General features: G+C 71.8%; 16 protein-coding genes. 7 read left to right on the forward strand and 9 right to left on the reverse strand.

Annotated elements, in window-relative coordinates:
• Window positions 1-7: 7 nt before the first annotated feature.
• From miaA to miaB, 3 genes are read right to left on the reverse strand one after another with little or no spacing between them, the layout of a single operon-like run.
• Window positions 8-907, reverse strand: a complete 900-nt coding sequence (gene miaA / locus CcI49_RS12950) for a tRNA (adenosine(37)-N6)-dimethylallyltransferase MiaA (RefSeq protein ID WP_054565436.1) — start codon at window positions 905-907, stop codon at window positions 8-10.
• Window positions 904-1,698 carry a hypothetical protein gene (locus CcI49_RS12955; RefSeq protein ID WP_076826730.1) on the reverse strand — a complete coding sequence of 265 codons (795 nt, stop codon included), beginning with the start codon at window positions 1,696-1,698 and terminating at the stop codon, window positions 904-906. The genes miaA and CcI49_RS12955 overlap by 4 nt, the downstream gene beginning before the upstream one ends.
• Window positions 1,695-3,236 carry a tRNA (N6-isopentenyl adenosine(37)-C2)-methylthiotransferase MiaB gene (gene miaB / locus CcI49_RS12960; RefSeq protein WP_076826732.1) on the reverse strand — a complete coding sequence of 514 codons (1,542 nt, stop codon included), beginning with the start codon at window positions 3,234-3,236 and terminating at the stop codon, window positions 1,695-1,697. Before miaB ends, CcI49_RS12955 begins: the two co-directional genes overlap by 4 nt.
• 514 nt (window positions 3,237-3,750) lie before the next feature.
• Between miaB and CcI49_RS12965 the strand changes: the two genes are divergently transcribed.
• The 4 genes from CcI49_RS12965 (at window position 3,751) to CcI49_RS12980 (ending at window position 7,643) form a co-directional block, all read left to right on the forward strand.
• Window positions 3,751-4,485, forward strand: coding sequence for an amino acid ABC transporter ATP-binding protein (locus tag CcI49_RS12965; protein ID WP_054564946.1), 735 nt, complete (start codon window positions 3,751-3,753; stop codon window positions 4,483-4,485).
• 492 nt (window positions 4,486-4,977) lie between these two features.
• Window positions 4,978-5,946, forward strand: a complete 969-nt coding sequence (locus CcI49_RS12970) for a glutamate ABC transporter substrate-binding protein (RefSeq protein ID WP_054564947.1) — start codon at window positions 4,978-4,980, stop codon at window positions 5,944-5,946.
• Window positions 5,947-6,135: 189 nt separating this feature from the next.
• Window positions 6,136-6,777 (forward strand): amino acid ABC transporter permease, encoded by a 642-nt coding sequence (locus CcI49_RS12975; protein WP_083473025.1) that lies wholly within the window; start codon window positions 6,136-6,138, stop codon window positions 6,775-6,777.
• Complete coding sequence (locus tag CcI49_RS12980) at window positions 6,774-7,643, forward strand: amino acid ABC transporter permease (protein WP_076826734.1); 870 nt, start codon at window positions 6,774-6,776, stop codon at window positions 7,641-7,643. Before CcI49_RS12975 ends, CcI49_RS12980 begins: the two co-directional genes overlap by 4 nt.
• A gap of 22 nt (window positions 7,644-7,665) precedes the next feature.
• Here the strand turns inward: CcI49_RS12980 and rny are convergent, their stop codons facing one another.
• The 4 genes from rny to CcI49_RS13000 all read right to left on the reverse strand — a co-directional run bounded on the left by rny (window position 7,666) and on the right by CcI49_RS13000 (window position 12,451).
• Window positions 7,666-9,831, reverse strand: coding sequence for a ribonuclease Y (gene rny / locus CcI49_RS12985; RefSeq protein WP_076826736.1), 2,166 nt, complete (start codon window positions 9,829-9,831; stop codon window positions 7,666-7,668).
• Window positions 9,832-10,163: 332 nt separating this feature from the next.
• Window positions 10,164-10,799 (reverse strand): recombination regulator RecX, encoded by a 636-nt coding sequence (gene recX / locus CcI49_RS12990; RefSeq protein ID WP_241840042.1) that lies wholly within the window; start codon window positions 10,797-10,799, stop codon window positions 10,164-10,166.
• A gap of 50 nt (window positions 10,800-10,849) precedes the next feature.
• Entirely contained in the window at window positions 10,850-11,893 is a 1,044-nt protein-coding gene (recA, locus tag CcI49_RS12995) for a recombinase RecA (protein WP_054564952.1), read from the reverse strand.
• 363 nt (window positions 11,894-12,256) lie between these two features.
• Window positions 12,257-12,451, reverse strand: coding sequence for a DUF3046 domain-containing protein (locus tag CcI49_RS13000; protein ID WP_035955154.1), 195 nt, complete (start codon window positions 12,449-12,451; stop codon window positions 12,257-12,259).
• 145 nt (window positions 12,452-12,596) lie between these two features.
• Between CcI49_RS13000 and CcI49_RS13005 the strand changes: the two genes are divergently transcribed.
• The 3 genes from CcI49_RS13005 (at window position 12,597) to CcI49_RS13015 (ending at window position 20,011) form a co-directional block, all read left to right on the forward strand.
• Window positions 12,597-17,456 (forward strand): ATP-dependent helicase, encoded by a 4,860-nt coding sequence (locus CcI49_RS13005; protein WP_198955517.1) that lies wholly within the window; start codon window positions 12,597-12,599, stop codon window positions 17,454-17,456.
• On the forward strand, window positions 17,453-18,955 hold the full coding sequence (locus CcI49_RS13010; RefSeq protein WP_076826738.1) for an MFS transporter: 1,503 nt from the start codon (window positions 17,453-17,455) through the stop codon (window positions 18,953-18,955). The genes CcI49_RS13005 and CcI49_RS13010 overlap by 4 nt, the downstream gene beginning before the upstream one ends.
• A 102-nt stretch (window positions 18,956-19,057) precedes the next feature.
• Entirely contained in the window at window positions 19,058-20,011 is a 954-nt protein-coding gene (locus CcI49_RS13015; protein WP_076826740.1) for a DNA-formamidopyrimidine glycosylase family protein, read from the forward strand.
• A 32-nt stretch (window positions 20,012-20,043) separates the two neighbouring features.
• On the opposite strand, the gene CcI49_RS13020 is transcribed toward CcI49_RS13015, so the two are convergent.
• Together CcI49_RS13020 and CcI49_RS13025 are read right to left on the reverse strand one after the other, a co-directional pair.
• Window positions 20,044-20,634, reverse strand: coding sequence for a sigma-70 family RNA polymerase sigma factor (locus CcI49_RS13020; RefSeq protein WP_076826742.1), 591 nt, complete (start codon window positions 20,632-20,634; stop codon window positions 20,044-20,046).
• A 411-nt stretch (window positions 20,635-21,045) separates the two neighbouring features.
• Window positions 21,046-21,903: a hypothetical protein gene (locus tag CcI49_RS13025; RefSeq protein WP_235497668.1), complete on the reverse strand. Its 858-nt coding sequence runs from the start codon at window positions 21,901-21,903 to the stop codon at window positions 21,046-21,048.
• Window positions 21,904-22,145 lie beyond the last annotated feature (242 nt).

The following is a 22,145-nucleotide window of genomic DNA, read 5'->3' on the forward strand; positions in this document are numbered from 1 at the left end:
CCACCCGTCAGAGCGCGCCGACCAGACGTCGCACCTCGGCGAGATCCGGAGAGTCGAACCAGGATATCCGCCGGTCTCGCCGGAACCACGACCGTTGCCGCCTGGCGAAACGCCTGGTGGCGATGGTCGTGGCCGCCTTGGCCTCGGCCATGGAGCCCACTGCCCCGTCGAGCGCGGCCAGGACCTGCGCGTAGCCCAGCGCCCGCGAGGCCGTGCGGCCATCCCGCAGGCCCTGTGCGGCCAGCTCTTCGACCTCCTCGACCAGCCCGGCGCGCCACATCAGCTCGACGCGGCGTTCGATCCGCTCGTCGAGATCAGGCCGATCGAGACCCACCTGGACCACGTCGTAGATCGAGCTGTGTTCTGGCAGGGTGGCCACGAAGGTGCCGGTCAGCTCGACGACCTCCAGCGCCCGGACGATGCGCCGCCCGTTGCTGGGCAGGATCACCTCCGCCGCGTCGGGGGCCAGTACCGCGAGGCGGGCGTGCAGGGGCCCCGGGCCGACCTCGGCCAGCTCCTGTTCGAGCCGCGCGCGCACCGCCGGATCCGTCCCGGGAAAGGCCAGGTCATCCAGTACCGCTCGCACGTACAGGCCCGAGCCGCCGACGAGGACGGGAAGCCGGCCCGCCGTGAGCAGGCCGTCGATGACGGCCCGTGCGTCATGCTGGTAGCTGGCGACGTCCGCCGTCCGGCTCACGTCCCACACGTCGAGCAGGTGGTGCGGGATCCCGCGGCGCTCCTCGACCGGAATCTTGGCCGTGCCGATGTCCATTCCCCGGTAGAGCTGCATCGAGTCGGCGTTGACGATCTCCCCGCCGAGCTCCAGGGCGATCTCGACGGCCCAGTCGCTCTTCCCCACGCCGGTCGGGCCCACCACCGCGACGACGGGGCCACGGCGTTCGTTCATCGACCGCTGCGCTCCCACCCGACGACAAGGTAGCCGACTCCGAACGGTGCGTCGTCGTAGCGGACCTCACTGCGCCAGGACCGCGCGGGATCCGTCGGCGTCGCGCGACGCAGGGCGCCCGCGAGGACCTGCCAGGACGCCCGGCCAGGTGCGAGGAGATCCCTGGACAGCTCGGGGTCGAGGGCGAGCAGGGCGTCGACGTCGAGCGCCGCGAGCGCCGCGGCGACCGACGCGTCGTGGGCGTCGGCGCGCGGGTCGAGGCTGCCGGGCGCCTTGACCGTGCGGCGGGCGCTGGCATCTCCCATGATCAGAAGTGCGAGCCGCGATCCGTCCGCCGCCGCGGCGTCGACGAGGCCGGCCCCCAGCTCGGCCGCCGCGGCCGGAGTCATCGTGGCGGGCACGCCGCGGGCCGCACAGGGCCCCGCCCAGCCCGCCTCACCCAGCAGCCAGGCGCCGATCGTCAGCGAGAGCGGCAGACGCCGCCTCGAGTCGGCGCCCACGCCCACGCCTGCGGTTGTCGCAGGGGCCGTGGCCGTGGTCTTCGCCGTGGCCGCCCGGGCGAGCGGAAAGATCAGATCGACGCCGAAGCCGGCGAGCGAGCCGACGGACATCTCGTCGTAGACGGCCTCCGTCGCGTCGTCTCCGACCAGCACGATCCGATCCGGCTCCAGCGCGCACAGCCGGCGCACCGCCGCCAGGGCATGATCCCGGACGTCGATCGGGTCCCGGCCGGCGACCTGCGGGACGAGCAGCGGCGGGTGCGGGCAGACGGCCGCGGCGAGCAGCGTCACCGCGCGGCAGGCCCGGTACGCAGGGTCGGCATCCCCAGCGAGACGGCGGGCTGCCCTGAGCCGGCGGACATCGAGCCGGCCGGCGACAGAACCTCCGGGCCAGCCTCGGAGCCGGCTTCGGAGCCGGCTTCGGAGCCGCGCGATCTGGCGGCCTCCCAGGCATCGCCGGCGGTGGTCCGCCGGTGGCTGTGTAGCGGCCCGTCAGCGGTCAGGTGGTGCGGGGCACCCCTGGTCACCACCGCCTCGATCACGTCGCCCGGGCGCACGACACCGTCCTGGGCGTGCGGACCGGTCACCAGCAGATGGACGAGCCGGCCGTCTCGCGCCCGGCCGGAGAGCCGGCCGGTCTCCGAGTCCTTCCGGCCCTCACCCTCGGAGACGAGGATCTCGACCCTGCGCCCGACCTGCGCGCGGTTCTCCGCCCAGGACATCTCGTCCTGCAGGCTCGCGAGCCGCTCGTAGCGCTCGGAGACGACAGCGGGGTCGACGGCGCCGTCCATCTCGGCGGCCGGTGTGCCCGGCCGGGGCGAGTACTTGAAGGTGAACGCCCCGGCGAAACGAGCAGCACGGACGACGTCGAGGGTGTCGGCGAAGTCCTCCTCGGTCTCGCCGGGGAAGCCCACGATGATGTCGGTCGTGATCGCCGCGTGGGGAATGGCCTCGCGCACCCGCTCGACGATTCCCAGAAAGCGCTCGCGACGGTAGCTGCGCCGCATCCGCCGAAGTACCGCGTCGGACCCGGACTGCAGCGGCATGTGCAGCTGTGGGCACACGTTCGGGGTCTGCGCCATCGCCTCGATGACGTCGTCGGTGAAGTCGCGGGGATGCGGCGAGGTGAAGCGCACCCGCTCCAGGCCCTCGATGTTGCCGCAGGCGCGCAGCAGCCTCGCGAAGGCCCCCGGGTCGCCGAGTGACCGCCCGTAGGAGTTCACGTTCTGGCCGAGCAGGGTGATCTCGAGCGCGCCGTCGGCCACCAGCGCCTCGACCTCCGCGAGCACGTCACCGGGGCGCCGGTCGCGCTCACCGCCGCGCAGGCTCGGGACGATGCAGAACGTGCAGGTGTTGTCGCAGCCCACACTGATGCTCACCCAGGCCGAGTGGTGGCTCGCCCGCCGGGCCGGCAGGCTGCTGGGGAAGACCTCCAGCGCCTCGGCGATCTCCACCTGGGCCGCCGCGTTGTGCCGGGCCCGTTCCAGCAGGACGGGCAGCCGGTGCAGGTTGTGGGTGCCGAAGACGACGTCGACCCAGGGCGCGCGGTCGATGATCACCGAGCGGTCCTTCTGGGCGAGGCACCCGCCGACGGCGATCTGCATCCCGGGATTGTTCTTCTTGGTCGGGTACAGATGACCGAGGTTTCCATACAGCCGGTTGTCGGCGTTCTCACGGACCGCACAGGTGTTGAACACGACGACGTCGGCGTCGGCTCCCTGTGCCGCCGGCACATAACCGGCCGACTCCAGGAGGCCGGCAAGCCGTTCGGAGTCGTGCACGTTCATCTGACAGCCGAACGTCCGGACCTGATAGCTACGCCCGCTCACCCGACCAGCGTACGGCCCGCCCGCGGTCGCCGTTCGACGCGCCGATCGCAGGCGATGGTCCGTGCCCGTCCTCCGATGCAGGACCACGACGTCGGGTCACCACGTCGGGCAGCAGATGGGCACGATGTCGGGTCACCACGTCGGGTCACAACGCCCGGACGATCCAGGTCGCCCGGGCTACCGCTGGGGTGGCCGGCCCTGGCCCACGCGGACGCCGGTCTCCCCTGGCACCCCGGCCGGCGGCGAGCCTCCGCTCTGGCCGGACGATTTGCTACCCGTCGGGATGGCAGGTAAACCCCGTTGCCTGATCGGCAGAACTGCACCGGCCGGCACCGTTACGAATGCCTGGGACGTAACATCCATAAATGCTCGCGAGCATGACACCGCAGCCGGAAGCCGTTCCGGGTGGGCGCCACCGATCTCGTCGGCACGTTCGCCGTCAGGTTTCGGGTGGTACCACGTCAGCGTCCGCATCCACGCCCGCCCGCCGAGAACCAGGTGTCGGGGGTATGTCATGGCATTGGTGACCATGGAGGGCGTGGGAAAGTCCTTCGGCCGGAACCGGGTGCTGCGCGACATCAACCTGGCCGTCCGGAGTGGCGAGGTCGTGTGCGTGATCGGCCCGTCAGGCTCCGGTAAATCCACGCTCTGCAGGTGTGTCAACCGCCTGGAGACCATCGACGAGGGCCGTATCACCTTCGACGGCCGCCCGCTGCCGGCGGAGGGCCGCGAGCTGGCGCGAATGCGTGCCCAGGTGGGCATGGTCTTCCAGTCCTTCAATCTGTTCGCGCATCGCACCGTGCTGGACAACATCACCCTTGGGCCGCGCAAGGTGCTGGGCGTCGGGCGGGCGGACGCCGAGCGGGCGGCCCGCGCGCTGCTGGAGCGGGTCGGCATCGCCGACAAGGCGGACCGCCTTCCCCGCCAGCTCTCCGGCGGCCAGCAGCAGCGCGCCGCGATCGCGCGAGCCCTCGCGATGGAACCGAAGCTGATGCTCTTCGACGAGCCGACCTCCGCCCTCGACCCGGAGATGATCCAGGAGGTCCTCGACGTCATGCGGTCGCTGGCGGCGTCCGGGATGACGATGATCGTGGTCACCCACGAGATGGGCTTCGCCCGCTCGGCGGCCGACCGCGTCGCCTTCATGGCCGACGGGCAGATCCTGGAGATCGCGCCCCCCGGGGAGTTCTTCGCCGCGCCCGGCAGCGAACGAGCCGCGGACTTCCTGGCCAAGGTTCTTACCCATTGAACCTTTTCCCTCTCACGACACGTGACCTGAGGGGCGAGGTCCGAGCCGACGATGGAAAAGGCTCATTGAACCTTTTCCGTCTCACGGCGCGTGGCCGGGGAGAGGGACGCGGCCGAGTCGACGATGGAGAATGCTCATTGAGCCGTTTCCATCCCCGGACTCGACTCGAGACATCCAGGATCATGGACCGTGGGATGGAAAAGGACCTTCGAACACACCGCTGACCTGGCCGCTCCGAGGGCGTCCACGCAAATTTTGATCGGACCACAACCAGTCACCTGGTTCGCCCTCGGCGAGCTGCTCCACCGGCGAAGACCCTCGCCGGTGGAGACGTCCTTCCCGGTGCCTGGTCACTGTTGCCTCGTCACCGATGCGGAGTCATCGGCGGCGCGCTGGCTAGTGTTGTCGGGCCGGGCGCCGTCCGGCCCGCGAACGAGGTTCGCCGAAACCGATACCTGAATTCCGACGCCAACCTTCTCCAGGGGATTACTCATGCGCATGTCGCTCACCCGGACCAGACAGCGATCGGCTCACCCGACCTCGCGGGCGGCGGCCGCCGGCCACCGTGAACCCAGGCGCCGGACGGCGCGCGGCACGGCACTGCTGCTCAGCACCGCACTGCTCGCGGTGTTCGCGCTGGGCGCCTGCGGCAGCGACGACGAAGCCGAGGTCGAGCCCGCGGCCGCGCCCGCCACGACCTTCCCCGCCGGCAGCACCATGGCCAAGCTGCAGGCGGGCGGAACCATCACCGTCGGCACCAAGTTCGACCAGCCGCTGTTCGGACTGAAGAACCTCCGCGGCGTGCCCGAGGGCTTCGACGTCGAGATCGCGAAGATCATCACCAACGCGCTCGGCATCCCGGCGGACAAGGTCAAGTTCGTCGAGACGGTCTCGGTCAACCGCGAGCCGTTCATCCAGCAGCACAAGGTCGACATGGTGGTCGCCACGTACACCATCAACGACAAGCGCAAGCAGGTCGTGGACTTCGCCGGCCCGTACTACGTGGCCGGCCAGACCCTGATGGTGCGGGCCGGCGAGTCCGCCATCACCGGGAAGGACAGCCTGGCCGGCAAGAACGTCTGCTCGGTCAGCGGCTCGACCCCGGCCGAGCGGATCCGCACCGAGGCGCCGCAGGCCAAGCTCGTCCTGTTCGACGTGTACAGCAAGTGCGCCGAGGCCCTGAAGAACGGCCAGGTCGACGCCGTCACCACCGACAACGCGATCCTGCTCGGGCTGATGGACTCCGACCCGGGCACCTTCAAGCTGGTCGGCAAGCCGTTCAGCACCGAGCCGTACGGGATCGGCATCGCCAAGGGTGACGACGAGTTCCGCACCTTCATCAACGAGACCTTGACCGCCGCCTACGCCGACGGCCGGTACGAGAAGGCCTACGAGTCCACCCTCGGCAAGGTCGAGCCGAACATGCCGAAGCCCCCGGCGGTCGACAACTACACCTCCTGACAGGTACGCACGTCTGACTACCTACGCACTACCTACGCACGCCTGATCGCTACGCACATCTGAACCTTCGCCGGTCTGATCCTTCGCCGGCCGCCGCGGCCCGGACAGCCGAGGTGGCCGGCGTAGCCGAGACCGGCCGGTGCCAGCCGGAACGGCCGATTCCACGACGGGTGGTCTCCCATCGACGCGGTGCTCGACAACCTGCACGTCTTCCGCGACGGCTTCGTCAGGACCCTCGGGCTGAGCCTGTTCTCCGCCGTCGGGGCGCTGCTGCTCGGCAGCGTCCTCGCGACCATGCGGGTGAGCCCGGTCCCGCCGCTGCGCTGGGCGGGAACGGCCTATGTGGAGACGGTTCGCAACACGCCGCTGACCATCGTGTTCTTCTTCGTGGTCTTCGTACTTCCGCAGGTCGACATCGTCTTCAGCTTCTTCGCCTTCGCGGTGATGGCGCTGACGATCTACCACACGGCCTTCGTCTGTGAAGCGGTCCGGGCCGGTGTGAACGGAGTGGAAGTCGGTCAGGCCGAGGCCGCGCGCGCCCTCGGCCTGACCTTCTCGCAGAGCCTGCGGCTGGTGATCCTGCCGCAGGCCTTCCGTAACGTCATCCAGCCCCTGGGCAGCGTGGGCAGCGCGCTCATCCGCAACTCGTCCATCGCGGCGGCCTTCAGCGTGCAGGAGCTGACCGGCGTCAGCCAGGGGCTGGCGACGGCCAACCCCGGCGACGTCATCGCCATCCTGCTCGCCGGGATCGTCTGCTATCTGGTGCTGACGCTGTCGCTGGCGGGCGCGGTCGGTGTTGTCGAGCGCCGGCTGAGAGGGGAGCCACGGTGAGCCTCCAACTGGCGGACCCGCCAGGTCCGCGTGGCCGGCGGCGCATCCTCGTCGCGAGCGTGCTGGCCGTGGCGGTGCTGGCGGCACTCGCCGTGCTCGCCGTACGCCGGCTGGCGGACAACGGGCGGCTCGACCCCGACGTCTGGCGGGTCCTCATCGATGAGCCCGACCTGCGCACCCTGCTGTGGGAGGGGCTGCTCGACACGCTGCGCGCCGCGGCGACCGGCATGGTGTTCGCCGTCGCGCTGGGAGTGGCCCTCGCCTTCGCCCGGCTGTCGCCCCGCCCCGATGTCCACCGGCCGGCTGCCGTGCTCGTCGAGACGCTGCGCGGCCTGCCACTGCTCATGCTGATCTTCTTCGCCTATCTGGGCCTGCCCGCGCTCGGCGTGAACCTCTCGGCCTTCTGGGCGCTGGTCCTCGGCCTCACGGCCTACAACGGCGCGGTGCTCAGCGAGATCTTCCGCGCCGGCGTCCTGTCCATCGACCGGGGCCAGACGGAGGCCGCGGCGGCGCTCGGGATGCGTGGCACGCAGATCTTCACCCTGATCCAGTTTCCGCAGGCGGTCCGCCRGATGTCGCCCACGCTGGTGAGCCAGCTGGTGACCCTGCTCAAGGACACCTCGCTCGGTTTCGTCATCGGCTATACCGAGCTGCTGCGGCAGGGGCGCACCGCGGTGGAGTACCTCGGCGGGCGGTACGCACTGCCCATCTACACGACGCTGGCCGGTATCTACATCGTCGTGAACGGCAGCCTGTCCCTGACGGCACGCTGGCTGGAGCGTCGCCAGTCCGTCCGCGCGGGCGGCTCGACCGGAGCAGCGGCCACCGGCGCGGGCGCCGGCACGGGCGTCGACGCGGCCGCCTGAGCGCGCGTCGGCGACCCTGGGGTCAGCGGGCCAGGCCGATGGCGCGGGTCTCACGGACAACGGTGACCCGGATCTGGCCCGGGTAGGTCAGCTCGGACTCGATCTGCTTGGCGACGTCGCGGGCGAGCAGGTGCGCGGCATCGTCGTCGACGACCTCCGGGACAACCATGACCCGCACCTCGCGGCCGGCCTGCATGGCGAAGACCTTCTCGACGCCGGGCCGTTCCCCGGCGATCTGCTCGATCCGCTCCAGCCGCCTGACGTAGGACTCCAGGCTGTCGCGGCGCGCCCCGGGACGCCCCCCGGAGATCTGGTCCGCGGCCTGGGTCAGCACCGCGCCGATGGAACGCGGCTCGACCTCGTTGTGATGCGCCTCGATCGCGTGCACGACGTCCTCATGCTCACCGTAACGCCGGGCGATCTCCGCGCCGACCAGCGCGTGCGAGCCTTCCACCTCATGCGTCAGTGCCTTGCCGAGGTCGTGCAGCAGTGTGCCGCGCTTCGCGATGGCCGGTGGCAGCCGCAGCTCGGCGGCCATGATTCCCGCAAGATGCGCGCATTCGACGAGATGCGCCAGGACGTTCTGCCCGTAGCTGGTTCGATACCGCAGGCGCCCGAGCAGGGTGATCAGTTCCGGATGCATCTCGGCGATACCGACATCGATCAGTGCGTCCTCCCCGGCCCGGACGCATTTCGCCATCACCTCCCGCTCGGCGCGGGCGTATTCCTCCTCGATGCGGTGCGGATGGATACGCCCGTCCGACACCAGGGCCGCCAGGGTGATACGCGCCGTCTCCCGGCGCACCGGATCGAAACAGCTCAGCAGCACCGCCTCGGGAGTGTCATCGATAAGCACATTGACGCCGGTGACGGATTCGAACGCCCGGATGTTGCGCCCCTCCCGCCCGATGATGCGGCCCTTCATCTCGTCACTCGGCAGGTGCAGCACCGACACGACCGACTCGGCGGTCTGCTCGGAGGCCACCCGCTGGATGGCGAGGGTCACGATCCGGCGGGCGCGATCCTCCGCCTCCTCCTCCGCCCGGGCCTCGATCTCCCGTACCCGAACCGCGGCGTCGAGGCGCGCCTGGTCCTCAACCACCTTGACCAGTTCGGTGCGGGCTTCGGCGGAGGTCAGGCCGGCGGCACGTTCGAGCTCCTGACGCAGGCGGGTCTCCAGGTCGGTCAGCTCGGCACCGCGGCCACCCAGCTCCACCTCCCGGGCGGCGAGCTCCTCCTCCCGGGTCTCCAGCCGCCGAGCCCGGTCCTCGACGGCGGTGGCCTGGTCCGCCAGCCGCTGCTCGCGCTGCGCCACCCTGCTGTCCCAGCCACGCAGCTCCGCCCGTTGGGAGCGCAGGTCCTCCTCCAGCTCGGCGCGCAGCTGTTCGCGCTGCACCCGGATCGCCTCGAGCGCCTCCGTCCGGGCCTTCGAAGCACGCAGCTCGGCGTCCTCCGTGGCCCGCGCCCGGATCGCCTCCGCTGCCTCCTCGGCATGCCGACGGATCTGCGCGACGTCACGATCCACTCGCGCGATCTGCTCGGCGACGTCCTGCTCGGCGCGCCGCCGGATGCGGTCGGCGTCGTCCTCGGCGTCGCGGGCCTGCCGCCGCAGGTCGACCAGCTTCGCGGACAGGGTGGCCAGATCGTTTCGGGCTGCCTCCGCCAGTGCCGTCTCCACCTGGGCCGACTCCACCCGAGGTGCCTCTGCCTGGGCAGCCCCTACCATCGCGGCCCGTTCCTCGCCGGCTTCAGGCGCCTGTGGGTCGACCGACTCCGCGTGGGCCTGAGCGTCCGCCCGCGCATCGGGCGAAGGCTGACCATCCAGCCGAGCGGGAATGTCCGGCGTGGGCCGGGCCGCGCCGTCAGCTGCGACAGCGGTGTCAGCAGCGACAGTGGTGTCGGTGGTGTCAGTGACGGCCGTGGTGTCGGCGACGGCAGCATCCGCGGTGACAGCGGTATCCGCGGTGACAGCCGCGCCGGCGGTATCAGCCGTGACAGGGGTGCTGGCCGCAGGGGTGGGGTCAGCGGTGGAAGCGGTGGAAGCGCCGGCCGGTTCACCCTGCTTACCGAGAGCGACACCGCCGCCTACGCCGAGCGTTCCAGCCCGCACCAGGTGCAACAGAACGACGGTCAGACCGACCACCGCGAGAAGAAGCAGGACGAGAAGCGCTATGAGGGCGACACCCACGGTTGCTCCTCCCGCTTCTGTTCACGCCTGTGATGACAGGCGTGAGGTGCACGGGACCAAGACCAGCCAGCGAGCAGGCAGCACCTATCGACCGGTGCCCTAAATCAGGCCACCGGAGGGCACATCGGCACCGAAAGCCGAGCCTGCCGACAGCGCAGGACCACCGGCGGTCGAAGGAACACCGCCCTGATGTGAAGTTGGCCAGCTATCTGGAACCGCATACGCGCGGCTACCCTTGCACCTTTGTGAAAGGGTAGGTCTGTAACTTTCATTCGGTCAAGAAAAACATCGCCGATCCACCGCACCCGGACCGCCGGGAGGGAGCCACCCATTCAGCTTTGCCAGCGGCTCCGCGGCCGGCGCTGCACGCCCCGGTCCAGGCTGTCGACGTCGCTGTCCGCTTCTTCGGCCTCCTCTTCGACGACCGCCTCGACCGCCTCCTCGACGACTCGCCGGACGAGGTCGAGCGGATAGCCCTTTCGGGTGAGCAGGGCGGCCAGCCGGCGGGCCTGCACCGGCGCCGGCAGGCCCTCCATGACACGAAGACGCCGGGCGACGAGGGAACGTGCGGTCGCCTCCTCGTCCTCGGTGCCGACCGCCGCCAAGGCTTCCTCCGACACCTCGGGCTGCACCCCGCGCCGTCGCAGCTCGACGGCGAGCGCGCGACGGCCCAATCCCCGCCCAGCCCGGGCCGACGAGACGAACGCGACCGCGAAGGCCTCATCGTCCACCAGACCAACCTCGGCCAGACGATCGAGAACCAGCCCGGCGATCTCCTCCTCGACGCCCCGGCGACTCAGCACCGCCGCGAGCTCTGCCCGGCTACGCGGCCGGGCCGCGAGCTGGTGCAGGCAGATCTCCCGCGCGGCTGCCAACGGGTCGACCCGGCCCGCGCGGGCCGACGCCGCAGCGGTACCCGACGTAACCGACGAGCGGTCCGCTGCCGCCGGCCCGGCCTCCCCCTTCACCACATCCTGCACAGCTGACGACAGCTCGGGCGGGAACACGGCACCCCGGGTCAGAGGTCGACCGGAACCGGAGCGGGCGCATCCGCGTCAGCGTCCAGCGCCGGCGTTATACCGAGCTTCTCCTTGATCCGCTTCTCGATCTCGTTCGCCAGATCAGGATTGTCGCGCAGGAATGAACGCGCATTTTCCTTGCCCTGGCCGAGCTGGTCGCCGTCGTAGGTGTACCAGGCGCCGGACTTGCGAATGATGCCGTGCTCGACACCCATGTCGATGAGGGAGCCCTCACGGCTGATGCCGCCGCCGTAGACGATGTCGAACTCGGCCGTCCGGAAAGGTGGCGCCATCTTGTTCTTGACGACCTTCACCCTGGTTCGGTTACCGACGGCTTCCTGCCCGTCCTTCAGGGTCTCGATGCGACGGACATCCAGCCGGACGGAGGCGTAGAACTTCAACGCCTTGCCACCGGTGGTCGTCTCCGGGGAGCCGAACATGACGCCGACCTTCTCCCGGAGCTGGTTGATGAAGATCGCGGTCGTGCCCGAGTTCGCGAGCGCGCCGGTGATCTTCCGCAACGCCTGGGACATCAGCCTGGCCTGCAGGCCGACGTGGCTGTCACCCATCTCGCCCTCGATCTCGGCACGTGGCACGAGGGCAGCCACCGAGTCGATGACGATGATGTCCAGCGCGCCGGAGCGGATCAGCATGTCCGCGATCTCCAGCGCCTGCTCCCCCGTGTCGGGCTGGGAGACCAGCAACGCGTCCGTGTCAACGCCCAGCTTGCCCGCGTACTCGGGGTCAAGCGCGTGCTCCGCGTCGATGAAGGCCGCGATGCCACCGGCCGCCTGGGCGTTAGCCACAGCATGCAGGGCGACCGTGGTCTTTCCGGACGACTCCGGCCCGTAGACCTCGATGATGCGCCCACGGGGAAGACCCCCGATACCGAGCGCGACATCGAGCGCGATCGATCCGGTCGGGATCGCCTGGATCGGCGGCCTGGTGTCATCCCCCAGGCGCATGACCGAGCCCTTGCCGAACTGCTTGTCGATCTGCGCAAGGGCGTTCTCCAACGCCTTCTCGCGGTCGGGTCCAACCATTGGAGTTACTCCATGCAGAGGTCGTCGAGTCTTGGCCACGATCCGACGCTAGGGGGTGGGTCCGACAGTTTCGAGAGCCGGGTCGCTTCTGTGGACATCGGAGAGCATGTGGACAACAGTAGCCGAACATTCGTTCGAAGCCTCAACGACACGCCGTGGCTCACCCGAACGGGTGGCCCCACCGCTCCCCGCACACCTGCCGGGCCGGGTTCCGGCGCCACTCGGCCACCACCCACTGCCGCTCGGCCACCACTCACCCGCCACTGCCGCCACTCGGCCACCACCCGTGGCCGCCCACGGCCGCGGCCATCCGCCGCCACCGGCTGCCACCAACTCGACGCCGGGCCCACCAAGGTGCCGGCGTCAGCGGTCGCGAGCCGGCACGTCGAACTCGTCACATACCGCGCGCCACACCTGCTTGGCGTCGTCCCCCCGCCGCAGCGCCGCCTCCACCGTCGCCCCACCCAGACCGGCGATCACGTGGTCGCGTGCGAGCGAGTCGGCGTAGGCAGCGCCGAACTGCTTGTTCATGTTCGCCCAGAACTCGGTCAGTCGCACCGCTCCAGTCTGCACGCCGCCGACCGCGCCCCAGCCACGACCGGGTCCTCATACCGGCGACCGTCCGGTGACCGTCCGGCGACGCCGGGCGGACCCGGCCGTGGACCGCGGGATTTGTGTCGGTGGCAGGAAGCAGACTGATGCCGTGACCGCCTCGGACGTCCCGGACCCCCTCGCCGCCTTCACGGCCCCGACCCGAGAGTGGTTCGCCTCGTCCTTCGCGGCGCCGACCCCGGCCCAGTCCGAGGCCTGGTCGGCCGTGTCCCGAGGCGCGAGTGCCCTGGTGGTGGCGCCGACCGGGTCCGGCAAGACGCTCGCGGCCTTCCTGTGGTCGCTGGATGGTCTGGCTCGTTCCAGCCCTCCGGCGGACCCGACGCTGCGCTGCCGGGTGCTGTATGTGAGCCCGCTCAAGGCACTCGCGGTCGACGTCGAGCGCAACCTGCGGGCGCCGCTCGCCGGCATCCGGGCCGCCGCCGCGCGGCTGGGCCAGCCCGTCCCGGAGGTGTCCGTCGGTGTCCGCTCCGGCGACACTCCAGCCGCCGAACGCCGATCATTCGGCCGGACTCCGCCCGACATCCTGATCACCACGCCGGAGTCGCTGTTCCTGATCCTCACCAGCGCCGCCCGCACAGCCCTGCGCGGCGTCCGGACTGTGATCGTCGACGAGGTCCACGCTGTCGCGGGCACCAAGCGGGGCGCGCATCTGGCACTGAGTCTGGAACGCCTCGACGATCTGCTCGATGCCCCGGCGCAGCGGGTCGGGCTGTCCGCGACCGTGCGCCCGGTGGAGGAGATCGCCCGTTTCCTCGGCGGGCCACACCCGGTGACGGTCATCCGACCGCCRTCCGAGAAGACGCTTCAGATCGAGGTGGCCGTCCCCGTCGAGGACATGGCGAACCTCGACGAGACACCGACACCGACACCGACACCGACAACGCCGCCACAGGTCCTGCCGCTGGAGGCCGTCGCCGAGGGGCCCGCCGCCGGCCCGGGCCCGCGCGCGTCGATCTGGCCCGCGGTCGAGGAGCGAGTGCTGGATCTGATCCTCTCCCATTCCTCGACGATCGTCTTCGTGAACTCGCGGCGGCTGGCCGAGCGCCTGTGCGCCCGGCTGAACGAGCTGTACGCCGACCGCCTCGAGCAGGCTGCGGCCTTCGGACAGGCCACAGCGTTCGAACAGGCCACGGCTGGCGGGCGGACCACGGTGAAGAGCACCGCGCGTCTGTCACCGGCGGATCTGATGGGTCCGGCCGGTGGCGCCGCGCCACCGGTGGGCGTCGAGGTCGCGCGTGCCCACCACGGCAGCGTGAGCCGGGAGCAGCGCCTGCTGATCGAGGACGATCTGAAGTCCGGGCGGCTGCCCGCCGTGGTCGCGACCTCCAGCCTCGAGCTGGGCATCGACATGGGCGCGGTCGATCTGGTCGTGCAGATCGAGTCACCGCCGAGCGTCGCGGCCGGTATGCAGCGGATCGGGCGGGCAGGCCACCAGGTCGGCGCCGCGAGCCGGGGCGTGGTCCTGCCCAAGCATCGCTCCGACCTGCTGGAATGCGCCGTCGTCGCCGAGCGGATGCGCTCCGCGCAGATCGAGGCCGTCCGTTACCCGCGCAACCCGCTGGACGTGCTGGCGCAGCAGATCGTGGCGATCCTCGCGATGGAGGACCGCGAGGTGGACGAACTGGGCGCGCTGGTTCGCCGTGCGGCACCGTTCGCGGGCCTGCCCGGCTCGGCGTACGAGGGCGTCCTGGACATGCTGGCCGGGAGGTATCCGTCCGACGACTTCGCCGAGCTGCGTCCCCGCATCACCTGGGACCGGGCCACTGGTGTGCTCGCGAGCCGGCCCGGGGCGCAGCGGCTCGCCGTCACCAGCGGCGGCACGATCCCCGACCGTGGCATGTTCGGTGTCTTCCTGCTCGGGGAGAAGGCCAGCCGGGTCGGCGAGCTCGACGAGGAGATGGTCTACGAGTCGCGCATCGGCGACGTCGTGCTGCTCGGCTCGTCGAGCTGGCGCATCGAGGAGATCACGCCGGACCGGGTGCTCGTCACGCCCGCGCCCGGCCGGCCCGGCCGGCTGCCCTTCTGGCACGGGGACGCGCCAGGCCGGCCCGCCGAGCTGGGCCGTGCCCTCGGCGCGTTCCTGCGGGAGCTGGCCACACTGGCGCCCGCGGCGGCGACGGCCCGCGTCCGCGCGGCCGGGCTGGACGACTGGGCCGCCGGCAACCTGCTGAGCTACCTGGACGAGCAGCGGGCGGCCACCGGCCACCTCTCCGACGACCGGCATCTGGTCGTCGAACGGTTCCGGGATGAGCTGGGTGACTGGCGGCTCGCCGTCCATTCGCCGTTCGGGGCGCCGGTGAACGCGCCCTGGGCGCTGGCGATCGGTGCCCGCCTGCGGGAACGGTACGGCTCCGAGGTGCAGATCATGCACACCGACGACGGTGTGGTGGCCCGCGTCCCGGACGCGGCCGAGGCGCCCCGGGCGGAGCTGGTCGTCTTCGACCCCGCGGAGATCGAGGCGGTCGTGCGGGCCGAGGTCGGCGGCAGTGCCCTGTTCGCGAGCCGCTTCCGTGAGTGCGCGAGCCGGTCCCTGCTGCTGCCACGCCGCACCCCCGGCCGACGCACACCGCTGTGGCAGCAGCGCCAGCGCAGCGCGCATCTGCTGTCGGTCGCCGCCACGTTCGGTGACTTCCCGGTGGTGCTCGAGACGATGCGCGAGTGCCTGCAGGACGTCTACGACGTGCCGGCCCTGGTCGGGTTGATGCGCGAGGTCGACGCACGGTCGCTGCGGGTCGTCGAGGTGGAGACCACGGCGCCCTCCCCGTTCGCCTCGTCGCTGCTGTTCGGCTATGTCGCGGCGTTCATGTACGACGGCGACGCCCCGCTGGCCGAGCGCCGCGCCCAGGTCCTCTCCCTCGACAGCTCGCTGCTCGCCGAGCTGCTCGGCGAGACGGAGCTGCGGGAGCTCATCGATCCCCGCGTGCTCGAACGGATCGTCGCCGAGCTGCAGCGGCTGGTGCCCGAACGGCACGCGCGGGACGCGGAGTCCGCGGCCGATCTGCTGCGGGTGCTCGGGGATCTGAGCCTGGAGGAGGCCGCCGCCCGCGGCGTGGAGCACTCCTGGCTGGAATCGCTGGAGCGGGCCGGTCGCGCGATCCGGGTACGGATCACCGGGGCCGAGCGGTGGGTTCCGGTCGAGGACGCGGGCCGACTGCGCGACGCGCTCGGCGTGGCACTGCCGGTCGGCGTTCCAGCCGCGTTCACCGAGCCGGTGCGTGATCCGCTCGGTGACCTGATCTCACGCTACGCCCGCACACACGGCCCGTTCGAGTCAGCGGATGTCGCCGGCCGTTTCGGGCTCGGCGTCGCGGTGGTCGAAGGCGTGCTCGAGCGGCTCACCGCCGAGGGGCGCCTGGTCCGCGGCGAGCTGCACCCGGACCGCGCGGGTGAGCAGTGGTGCGACGCGGGGGTGCTGCGCTCGCTGCGCCGGCGCAGCCTCGCCGCGTTACGCAAGGAGGTCGAGGCCGTACCGGTCCGGGCGATGGGCGAGTTCCTGCCAGCCTGGCAGTCGGTGACGACCCGGCGCGGCCGGGGCGTCGACGGGGTGTTGCGTGCCATCGAGCAGCTCCAGGGCGCGCTGGTGCCGGCGAGCTCGCTGGAGCAGCTGGTGCTGCCGTCCCGGGTCAGCGACTACGCGCCGGCGATGCTCGACGAGCTGTGCGCCACGGGCGAGGTGCTGTGGGCCGGTTCCGGCGGGCTGCCCGGTAACGACGGGTGGCTCACCCTCGTCCTGGCCGAGACCGCCGAGGACCTGCTGCCGCAGCCCGACCCGGACGCGGCGGCGGGCCCGGCCCACCGCGCCATCCTGGACGTGCTCGCGGACGGCCAGGCGCTGTTCTTCCGCGGCCTCTCCGACCGGGTGGGCAGCCTCGACGACGCCGGGCTCGTCGAGGACACCGCCCTCGCGAGCGCCCTGTGGGATCTGGTGTGGGCCGGTCTGGTCACCAACGACACCCTCGCCGCGCTGCGCGTCCAGCTCGGAGCGGGCCATCCGGCGCAGCCGAGCCGCCGCGCCCCCCGCGGCCGGGTGGCCCGGCTCGGCCGCGGGCGGCCCGCGATGCCACGCCGGACCGGCCCTCCGACGGTCGGTGGTCGGTGGTCGCTGCTCCCCGAGCGGGAGAGCGACCCGACCCGGCGCGCGCATGCGCTGGCCGAGGCGCTGCTGGAGCGGCACGGCATCGTCACCCGCGGTGCGGTCGCCGCCGAGCACACGCCGGGCGGCTTCGCGGCGGTCTACCGGGTGCTGGCGGCGTTCGAGGAGGCGGGGCGCTGCCGCCGCGGCTACTTCGTCGAGTCGCTGGGTGCGGCGCAGTTCGCCGTCCCGGGCGCCGTCGACCGGCTCCGCGCCATCGCCGCGGCTCAGCGCGACGCCGCTGACCAGCCCAGCTGGGCAGCCTCGAGCCAGCCCGGCCGGGCGGTCGCCGGACCGTTCGCCATGGGCGCGGGCATGGCAGGAACCGGCATGGCGGGCGCGGGCACGGCGGGCGCGGGCGCCGGGCACGTCGCGAGCGCGCGCCTGGCCGGCGGGGCGGGCTTCGGTATGCCGCGTCCGGGTGAAGCCGATGCGCGGGCTGTCGTGCTCGCCGCGGCGGATCCGGCGAATCCGTACGGCGCCGCGCTGCCGTGGCCCCCACGCCCGGCGGCTGCGGGCGAAGGCGAGGGATCCGGTCACCGCGCCGGCCGCAAGGCGGGCGCGGTCGTCGTTCTCGTCGATGGTGAGCTGGTGCTCTACGTCGAACGCGGCGGCCGCACACTGCTGTCGTGGTCGGACACCCCGGCGCTGCTCGGCCCGGCGGTGGAGGCCCTCGCGCAGGCCGTCCGCGCCGGAGCGCTCGGCCGCCTGACCGTGGAGAAGGCCGACGGCGTCGCGGTGGTCGGCAGCGGGCTCGGCGTGGCCCTGGAGGCCGCGGGTTTCCATCCGACCCCGCGCGGGCTGCGGCTACGCGCATGAGCGCATCGAACAGATCACCCGAGAACGAGCCACCCGCGAAGGGGCCACCCGATCATGGGTCGACCGATCACGGGTCGACCGAACGCGGGCCTTCCGGGCGGGGATCCCGAGGGCAGACGGCCGATCCCACCCCATGGGACCCGCGGCTGCGTGCCCTGACGCTCGGCCTCGTCAGCACGGTGACGCTGATCGCGTTCGAGGCGATGGCGGTCATCACCGTGCTGCCGAAGGTCGCCGAGGATCTGTCCGGCCTGTCTCTCTACGGCTGGACGACCAGCGGGTTCTTCCTCGGGCTGCTGGTCGGAGTCGTGATCGCCGGTGCGGAGAGCGACCGGGTCGGAGCGGCCCGGCCACTCACCGCCGGGCTGGTGCTGTTCGGCGCGGGGCTCGCCGTGGCCGCGCTGGCACCGAACATGTGGATCCTGGTGGCCGGCCGGGTCCTGCAGGGGCTGGGCGGCGGTGCCGTACCGGCCATCCTTTACGCGACGATCGGCCGCGCCTATCCGGAATCGCAGCGTCCCCGGATGTTCGCGGTGACGGCCACCGCCTGGGTGCTGCCCGGCCTGATCGGGCCGGCGACCGCCGCGCTCGTCGCCGAGCACGCCGGGTGGCGCTGGGTTTTCGGCGGGCTGATACCGCTTGTCGCGGTGGCCGGCACCGGCACTGTCCGCGCGCTGCGAGGTGTGCCGGCCCCGACCACGGTGGACGTCGCGCCGACCGCGCCGCGCCTGATCGCGGCGCTGCGGGTGAGCGTCGGTGCCGGTCTGGTTCTCGCCGGGCTGACCGGCCGGTCGGCGCCGGGGCTGGCGCTCATCGCCGTCGGATCCGTGCTGGCCTACCAGCCGGTGCGCGCGCTGCTCCCGGCAGGCACCCTGCGGGCCCGGCCCGGCATCGCGGCCGCGGTGGCCGCCCGCGGACTGTTGACGTTCGCCTTCTTCGGCACCGACACGTTCGTCCCGCTGGCGATCACGGCGGCCCGGCATGAGCCGACCATCGTGGCGAGCGCGGCCGTGACCGCGGTGACGGTCACCTGGACGACCGGTTCCTGGACGCAGGCGCGGCTGGCCGGCCGGGTCCCGGGCCGTGTCCTGATAGGCACCGGGCTGCTCGCGGTCTCCGCGGGCACGGCGGGTTTCGCGCTGGTGCTGGTCGACGCGGTGGCACTCGCGGTGCCGATCGCCTGCTGGGCGGTCGCCGGGCTCGGGATGGGCCTGGCCTACTCCCCGATCGCCAGCCTCGTGCTCGCCGAGACGCCACCTGAACGCCACGGCACCGCGTCGAGCGCGGTGACCCTGTCGGACAACCTGGGAACCGCGCTGGGCACCGGCCTCGGCGGCGCGGCGGTCGCGGCCAGCGAGGCGGCGAACGGCACTCCCGACCTGGGGCTCGCGACCGTGTTCGGGCTGACTGTGATCGTCGCGGCCCTGGGCGCCCTGGTGGTGCGCCGGGCGCCCTCCCGGATCTTCCCCGCCGCGGATTCGACCCCCGCCGCCAGCTGAGCCGACCGGCCCTTCTCAGCCGTACCCGCGATTCGGTCGCACCGCCGACTCGGAGGCACCGCCAGTTCGGAGGCACCGCCAGTTCGGAGGCACTATCGAGAGGTGCCCGAAGGCGACACGGTCTGGCTCACGGCGCGCCGGCTCGACGCGGCGCTGCGCGGTCAGCATTTGCTGCGGTCGGACTTCCGGGTGCCGTCGCTGGCAACCGCCGACCTGCGCGGGCGGGAGGTCCTCGAGGTATGCGCGCGGGGCAAGCACCTGCTGCTGCGCGTCGACGGCGGCCTGACGCTGCACACCCACCTCCGCATGGAGGGTTCCTGGCACCTGTACCGGCCAGGCTCACGGTGGTCTGGCGGGCCGGCCTGGCAGATCCGGGTCGTGCTGGTCACCGCGGTGCAGGTAGCGGTGGGTTACCGGCTGCCGGTCGTCGACCTGCTACCGACCGCCTCGGAGGACCGGGTCGTCGGGCACCTCGGCCCGGACGTGCTCGGCGCCGACTGGGATCTCGACCGCGCCGTCGCCAACCTGCTGGCGGATCCGACCCGCGAGATCGGCGTCGCGCTACTCGATCAGCGCATGCTGGCCGGTCTGGGCAACATCTGGCGGACGGAGGCGTGTTTCCTCGCCGGCGTCAGCCCCTGGACCCCGGTCGGCGAGGTGCGTGACCTTCCCGGTCTGGTCCGCCGCGCCCAGGCGATGGTCAGGGCCGGGGCGCGGGGCGGTCACCAGGTGACGACTGGTTCCGCCCGCCCGGGCGAACAGCATTGGGTGTACGGGCGCGCAGGCAGGCCGTGTCGGCGCTGCGGCACGCTTGTCCGCCGGCTGGATCGGCGGGTCTCCACCCAGAGTTCGTCCGAACGCGGATCGCCGGGACGTAGCCGCGGACCCGGTGAGCGGGGCCCGCGCCTCGACGTCCGGCGTGACCAGGGCCGGCACGCTGATGGTGCCGGCAGTTCCGCCGACGTCCGCGTCGACGTCGGCGGTGGCAACGATCGGGTCACCGCATGGTGTCCGACCTGCCAGCCAGGGCCGGTGCCGGAGCCACCGGCCGGCTGACCGCAGGCGTGGCCCGGCCACCGGGCCGGGTCTCAGACCCTGCTGGCCGCCAGCAGGCGGGCCCGGCCGCGGGTGAACGCGCCCTCCGCGGCCTTCACGCTGATCGACAGATCATCCGCCGCCTGACGGGTGGTCCGGCCGGCGGCGCGGGCCATCATGATCTGCCGTTCCCGACCGCGGAGCCGGCGGGTCTGGTCGAGCAGCCAGAGCGCCTCCGCACGGTCGCAGGTCGAGTCCTCGGGACCGGGGTCGCTGGGTGCCGCGACGCTGCGGGCCATCGCGCGGTCCGCGCGCATCCGCGCACGGTGGTGGTCCACACACAGCCGCAGCACCGTCGTGGTCAGGAACTGACCGACCCGATGGCTGTCGAGGTTGCGGAACCCGGCGGCACGGACAAGTGCCTCCTGCGCGCAGTCCTCCGCGTCGGCGGTGCTCGGCAGCCGCCGGCGGGCGATGTGCACCAGTCGCTCGCGGTGCGGAAGGACCAGTGACCACCGGTCGCCGCTGAACGGCTGGTCGACGTCCATGAGTGCGCTGTCCATGAGTGCGCCTGCCTCATCGGGTACCTGCCGGGCAGGCTCCTGGTTCGGGGATTCGATATCGTCCCCACTGATTTGCGTCATGGCACTTCCACCTGCCTGGCTGCGTCATGCCATCCGGACGTCCGGGACCGCCGGTCTGGCCATCGCACGGCGGCGATGAAAACGTGGAAGACGCTCCCCTTCGTCATCCAGCGCCACAATCGCCGATCGGACATCTGGGACATTAGGCCAAACCGCGCTTGTGCGCCATAACCGAGGTCACATACCCAAACCTACATGCCCCTCGAAGGTGCCAACCCGGGTGCACACCAGAAAGTCCAAAAAGAATTAACTGCATAGTCGCTGTGCACTTAGTGGGATGACCTTTGCCTCGCCGTTCCAGCCGAAAGTCGCTGCCAGACAGGCGGAACCGGCCGTTGCCGCCGGCCGGAAAGGGCAGGCCGCGGCGGACGGACGTTAAACGGACGTCACACCTGAGAGAATCGTGCCAGATCAGGCCGGGCGGCCCGGCCCGCCCGATCCCAGCAGTTCCGATAGCCCATCGGCGTAGGTGCGCAGGCGTTCGACGTCAGCCGTGAGCTCCGCGAGCCGCGGGGACGAGCCCGCGACCGTGACGGCGCCGACGATCTGCGTGGCCGCGGCCAGCAGGCCGTCGAGCAGGTCCGCGGCCTGGTCCATGCCCGCCAGCAGCCGGGCGGAGGTGGTGCTGATCTCGGCCCGCACCGCCGGATCCGACACCGCACGCAGCGCGGACTCGCAGGCCAGCACCCTGCGGGCGGTCGATCGGAGGTCGTCGACCAGGCGGGCGGCGGTCTCGGTGGCCCGCAACACCTGCGCGGCGGCCGGACGAGCCTCGACCGCGAGCAGCAGGGCGGCGAGAGCGGCCAGCCCGGCCTCGCCGCGGCGCAGCGCACGCGCGGCCGCGGACCGGCGTATCTCCATGGCCTTCAGCGGAGCGACGCGCGGCACGGGCAGCCCGGTATCCGGAGACGTTCGGAACTCCCGAAACGACACAGCGGCCTGAACGAGGGCTGCCGCGCCGAAACCCAGCCAACCCCATTCATCGGCGGCGACGGCCGCCACCGGCGAGGCGGCAGCGGCGGCGGCCCAGATCCGGGCGGAATTCAACGCACGCCGACGGGCCCGCCGGAACGGCCGGTCGAGCCGGCGGTGTGAGTTCTCGAACGAACGACGTTCGACGTCCGCCCGCAGCCAGTCCGGAAGACCGGGAGTGACCGCCGCGACCGCACCGGAGAAGCCGAATCCGCCAGCGTCGTCAGCGAGACCGATAAAGTGCGAAAAACTTCTGCGTTGACGGCCGGATCGGGGTTCTTCGAAACCGCCGGACATACTCTGTGTCCCACCGGGAACATTCCGGGTGACCGCCGGCCCGAAATCTGCGAAGTTCTTCGAATCACGCGGCTCGGCGGGAACCTGCGGTGCGGGCGCGGCCCGCCTCGGCGCGGACCGGTGCTCAGCCTCGGGCGCGGCCGGAGGCTGCGGGCCCACGGGCGGCGAACCGGGCTCGCCGGGGCTTCCCGCCACGTCGGTCATCAGCAGCCTTCCGGTATGAGCGCATGCGGTGGCAGCGC

The sequence above is a fragment of the Frankia sp. CcI49 genome (genome assembly GCF_001983215.1).
Taxonomy (GTDB): domain Bacteria; phylum Actinomycetota; class Actinomycetes; order Frankiales; family Frankiaceae; genus Parafrankia; species Parafrankia irregularis.